General features: G+C 39.1%; 1 pseudogene. It reads right to left on the reverse strand.

The features are described from left to right. A pseudogene (locus C1G53_RS11100) lies at positions 1–302 on the reverse strand (hypothetical protein); the annotation flags it as partial.

Here is a 302-nt window from a genome sequence, read left to right on the forward strand (position 1 = left end):
AGATAATTTTTCTTATCTAACTGACCGCTAAAGTGATCTCCTACTTTGATAAATGGTAATCGATCTGTACTATCTTCCGTTGCTTTGACTTTGTAAATCTTGCCCTCAGACTCAATATAGTAGATTGTCGCACCGCCAATTATTTGACTCGCTAAAGCTTCTACTTTTCCACTGATAACCTCAGTCTGTTCACCAACTTCTCCATTTTCAGTCACCGTCAATCCTGAAAGGCTAGAAGCATCCGTTCCTGTGACTTGAGAAATTAAGAGCGCAATATCGTTGTTAACAGTAACCTGTTGATA

The organism is Streptococcus suis (genome assembly GCF_002960445.1).
Classification (GTDB): domain Bacteria; phylum Bacillota; class Bacilli; order Lactobacillales; family Streptococcaceae; genus Streptococcus; species Streptococcus hyiners.